The sequence below is a fragment of the uncultured Abyssibacter sp. genome (assembly GCF_964000955.1).
Classification (GTDB): domain Bacteria; phylum Pseudomonadota; class Gammaproteobacteria; order Nevskiales; family OUC007; genus Abyssibacter.
In genome coordinates, this window is sequence record NZ_CAXFCL010000357.1 from 1 (window position 1) to 4,611 (window position 4,611).

Consider the following 4,611-nt stretch of genomic DNA (forward strand, 5'->3'; position numbering starts at 1 on the left):
CCACCGGCCTCAGTCCGATCCCGTCATGGGAGGCAAGAAAGTTGAAGTAGGTCGTGCCATCCCGCGCCGGGGGCATGCTCATCATCCATGCGCGCAGATAGCGGCTGTTACCGGTGCAAAGCGCGTGCAGCAGCAGCGGCGGCAGGGAAAAGTTGTAGATCAGGTGCGCTTCGTTGGCATTGCCGAAATAGGCGAGGTTCTCGAAGATCGGAACGTTGGTCTCGGTGATGATCCACGCGTCCGGCTCGGCGTGTTCCACCAGGGTGCGCAGCAGTCGCACGACCTCGTGCGCACCCGGCAGATTCAGGCAGCTGGTGCCGCGCTCCTTCCAGACATAACCCACGGCATCCAGGCGAAACGCCTTGACGCCGCGATTCAGGTAGAGCCGGAACAGGCGGATCACCTCCAGCATTAGTTCGGGATTGGCGAAATTCAGGTCGATCTGGTCATGACCGAAGGTGCACCAGACATGTCGCAGCCCCTGCCGGGTGTCCACCGGCAGGAGCAGGGACGAGGTGCGCGGCCGCGCCACGGCGCTGAGATCCTCGCCGGGATCCGCCTCGACGAAGTAGCCGACACCCGGCGCCACGCCTTGCTGGTAGTTCTTGAACCACTGGTGCGATGCGGAGCAGTGATTGATCACGCAATCGCCCATGACACGAAAATCCTGGCTGATCTGGCGGATGTCGTCCCAGTCGCCCAGATCCGGATGAACGACGCCGTAGTCGGAAACCGCGAAACCGTCATCGGACGTCCAGGGATAGAACGGCAGGATGTGCACGGCCGACACCGTGCCGCTCAGGCGGTCGCGCATGAACCCGGCCAGACTGTCCAGCGGATGCGCCTCGGGTTCGGTGATCGTGTCACCGTAGGTGATCACCACCGAATCGGCCTCGCTCCAAAGGTTGCGCCGGGCCTCCGGTGTCGGTGTTTCCGGATCCAGGCGCATGGCGGCCATGCAGGCCTCGACCAGCGAACCGGTATCCGCGTCCGGATAGAGCAGGCGGATGTGATCGTGCAACCGATCACGCAACCGCCAGGGGGTCGGTTCAGCCATAGTCGACATGATCCGCCTCGATGGCGTCGGAGAGCTCGTCCAGCACGTCGGGCAGCGCCGATCGCACGCGGCTCCAGCTCGGAATGAACGGGGTTTCCATCGGATTCTTCAGAAAGATCTCCCCGGCCTTGACGATATTCTGCGCAAACAGCTCCACTGCCTGTTCCTCCCGGTGGTTGTCGAAACTCAAACCGTTCACGCGGGCGTCGGCTGCGTACATGCTGACAAAATCCAGCGCCACCCGGTAATAGGTCGCCTTGATCGAGCGAAAGCTTTCCGTGGTGAAGACCACACCGTTGGTCGCGAGCTTGCGGTAGATCGCCTTGATGATGTCGATGGACATCTTCGCCAGGCCACCGCTGTCATCATGTGCCGACAGCGCCTTGTGCTTGTGATCGTACTGATCGGCGATGTCGATCTGACACAGGCGGTTGGTCGAGTAGTTGCGGAACATCTCCGACAGCACGCCGATCTCCAGCCCCCAGTCCGTGGGGATGCGCAGGTCGGACAGCACGCCGGTGCGCAGCGAGAACTCACCGGCCAGCGCGTAGCGAAAGCTGTCCAGGTATTCCAGATAATCCAGCGGCCCGAAAATCTTGCGCAGCGTGCGGATCAGTGGCGTCAGCAGCAGGCGGCAGACTCGACCGTTGATTCGCTGCTGGCCGATGCGCGCGTAGTAGCCCTTGCAGAACTCGTAGCTGAAGTTGTTGTTCGCAACCGGGTAGAGCAGCCGCGCGAGCATCGTGCGGTCGTAATCGAGGATGTCGCAGTCGTGCAACGCCACGGCACCGGTGTAGGTTTCGCCGTGGGTCAGGATGTACCCCAGCGAATACCACACGTTGCAGCCCTTTCCGCGTGTCTCCGGCGCGAGCATTTCCGCCCGCAGACGGGCGTCCAGGGCCTGCAGACGCGGGCCGTCGTTCCAGATGACGCGGGTGTTCTGAGGCAGTTGCGCGAAGAACTTGCGGGCGGCCCGATAGCCGGCCTCGTCGGCCCCGTCCAGGCCGACAACAATCTGGCTCAGATACGGCGCCTTGGCGATCTCGGCCACGATGGTCTGCAGCGCGGGGCGTGACAGCTCGTCGACCAGGCAGGGCAGCACCAGCGACAGCGGCCGGGTCTGCGCGAACTCCAGCAACTCGCTTTCCACCTCTTCAATGGGGCGGTGACGCAATTGGTGCAGCGTCGTGATGACACCGTTCTGAAAAAAATCACTCATAGTGGTCAGGCGATTCCGCGCGCGGACTCGCGATCGTCTCCAATGCAGGCATTCAGTGCGGCGTTCACGCCTTCGGTCCAGCCGCTCGGGGCGAGCGCTCGTGTATGCAGGGTCAGGCGGCGGGCCTGAGTGGGCGGAGCCGAACCGCGCGGCGAACGCACCCAGACGCCGACATCCGCGGCGGCGATCAGGGCCTCGTCGTTGCCCGCGTCGCCCAGCGCAATCATCGGGCAACGCGTCAGGCCGACAGCGTCCAGCAACGCCCGTGCGGCCTTGCCCTTGTCGGTACGCCCAAGCACGTGAACAAAGCGACCACCGCGCAGGCATTGCAGGCCGGCTGCCAGCACCGCGGCTTCGAAGGCCTCCAGCTGCTCGGCCGTGTCTTCCCAGTGCAGTGGCTCGGAATAGTCGCGCGCCGCGGCCTGGGCGGCATCGGCCAGCGACAGGCCGGTGAGTTCGGCAATGCGTTCGTGGCTCATTTCGCTAAACGCGGTGAAGCGGGCGCCGGTCTCGGCGCGTAGGCGCCCCAGCACGTCACCGATCTGCTCACGCCGGATGCCGAAACAAAGTGCGCTGGTATGGGGCAGGGAGGCCGCCCACGGCGAATGTCCGGGCAGGATGGCGGCGCTTCCGTTCTCGACGATGCAGGCCCAGTCGAGTTGCAGCCGGCGCATCAGCGCCCCGGTCTCGGCGGCGGTCTTGCTGGTCGTCGGGATTACCGGCACACCCAGTGCGGCGCAGCGCTCAAGACCCGGCAAGGCACCATCGACACTGTAATCGTGATGTCCGAGCAGGGTGCCATCGAGATCCGTGAAGACCACGGCCGGCGGCACCGGCGTCACGAACGCACGTCCACCTGCTCGAACACGTGATCGCGCGAAATCGTGATCAGCGCATCGCAGCGATCGGGCAGGGTCGCCAGCGCCCGGCGAGTCAACCGCTCATAGTGGCTGATGAAGCGATGCAACGCCTCCGGCGTCATCGGCTGGGCGCCTTCCACCTGGCGCGCGTTCTCGGCCTCCTGCTGCCCGCGCCAGACCGCCACCTGCTCGAAATCCGGGACCTGGAGAAACACCAGCCGGTCCATGCGGGCAAACAGCTCGGCGTAGGAGCCGCGGAGTTCACGTTCGATGTAAGCGCGCCAGAGTCCCTCGGCATCCTCCTCGGCTTCCAGCGCATTGATCGGCGCACCGTCCTCATCCGGTTCCACCGGCCCGACGCCCAGGCACCAGCCCTCGAACAGCACGATGTCCACCGGACCACGGACCCGGTGCCACTCGGACAGCGGTGCACGATCGTCGATGGCCTTCACGAAACGGGGCACGGCGACCTCGGTATCCGAATCGGCCGCCAGCAAGGTGCGCATGATCGCCAGGCCCATCATCGGGTCGTGGGTTCCCGGCACGCCCCGCGTGATGAACAGCGGGTGCACCCGCTTGCTCAGGCCTACACGCGCGGAATGGGTCAGGTAGAGATCGTCCAGGCTCAGCGTGCAGCCGCGCAAGCCGAAACGGGAAGCCAGTGCATCAAGAAGGTGCGCCGCCAGCGTGGACTTGCCCGTTCCTTGTGCGCCGCTGAGGCCGATCACGGTCGCGCCCTGACGATGCCACTGCGCAATCGCGGCGCAAACCGAGTCCACGGCCGCGTCGTAGGCCGGTGTCACAAACACCTGATCGCGTTGAGCCGAGCTGTGCTTCACGGCGTTTCCTTTGCAAGCGGCGAGCCAATACAGTGCGTGTCCGAGACACCCGCAACCAGGCAGTCGCGATGTCAAACAGACTCTACAAGTATCCCCGCTTGTTCAAAACCTTTTTGAACATCTATCCGCCGTACTGGGGGACCGGGATTCGCGTGACGTCGCTGGCACCGGATTTTTCGTCCATGGAGGTACGGATGGACTTGCGCTGGTACAACCGCAACGCGTTTGGCACGCACTTCGGCGGCAGTCTCTATTCCATGTGCGATCCGCACCTGGTCCTGCTGCTTGTCGCACGCCTAGGCCCCGGTCACGAGGTCTGGGACAAGGGCGCCACGATCGACTTTCTGCGACCGGGTCGCGGTCCCGTCCATGCGCGCTTCGAGTGGAGCGATCAAGAGATCGACGAGATCCGCGACGCGTTGGACGCGGGCGCCCGCTCGGTATCACCCGAACGGACGGTCCGCGTCCTCGACGGCGATGGACGCCGCATCGCCCGCATACACAAGACCTTGTATGTGCGCCGGCAGCTCAAGGCCTCGTCGTCGCCCGACAGCTAGGGAAACACTGATTTAGTCGCGGTTCGGACATGAGGCTGTCCGAATGTCCGCACTTTCGGACTGTCGACTGCGCGAAGCG

At 64.4% G+C, this 4,611-nt stretch carries 5 protein-coding genes; 1 reads left to right on the top strand and 4 read right to left on the bottom strand.

What is annotated here, in order from left to right; all coding sequences use genetic code 11:
• From ABNS06_RS17480 to ABNS06_RS17495, 4 genes are all read right to left on the bottom strand, one after another.
• On the bottom strand, positions 1–1,057 hold a 1,057-nt coding region (locus ABNS06_RS17480), incomplete at its 3' end, for an alpha-amylase family glycosyl hydrolase (protein ID WP_348675888.1).
• Positions 1,050–2,276, bottom strand: coding sequence for a hypothetical protein (locus ABNS06_RS17485; RefSeq protein ID WP_348675889.1), 1,227 nt, complete (start codon positions 2,274–2,276; stop codon positions 1,050–1,052). The genes ABNS06_RS17480 and ABNS06_RS17485, both read right to left, overlap by 8 nt.
• 5 nt (positions 2,277–2,281) lie before the next feature.
• A complete protein-coding gene (locus tag ABNS06_RS17490) occupies positions 2,282–3,118 on the bottom strand; it encodes an HAD-IIB family hydrolase (RefSeq protein ID WP_348675890.1) in 837 nt (278 codons plus the stop codon).
• Positions 3,115–3,975, bottom strand: a complete 861-nt coding sequence (locus ABNS06_RS17495; RefSeq protein ID WP_348675891.1) for a kinase — start codon at positions 3,973–3,975, stop codon at positions 3,115–3,117. Before ABNS06_RS17495 ends, ABNS06_RS17490 begins: the two co-directional genes overlap by 4 nt.
• 98 nt (positions 3,976–4,073) lie before the next feature.
• On the opposite strand from ABNS06_RS17495, the gene ABNS06_RS17500 reads away from it, so the two are divergent.
• Positions 4,074–4,532, top strand: coding sequence for a DUF4442 domain-containing protein (locus ABNS06_RS17500; protein WP_348675892.1), 459 nt, complete (start codon positions 4,074–4,076; stop codon positions 4,530–4,532).
• Positions 4,533–4,611: the final 79 nt, after the last annotated feature.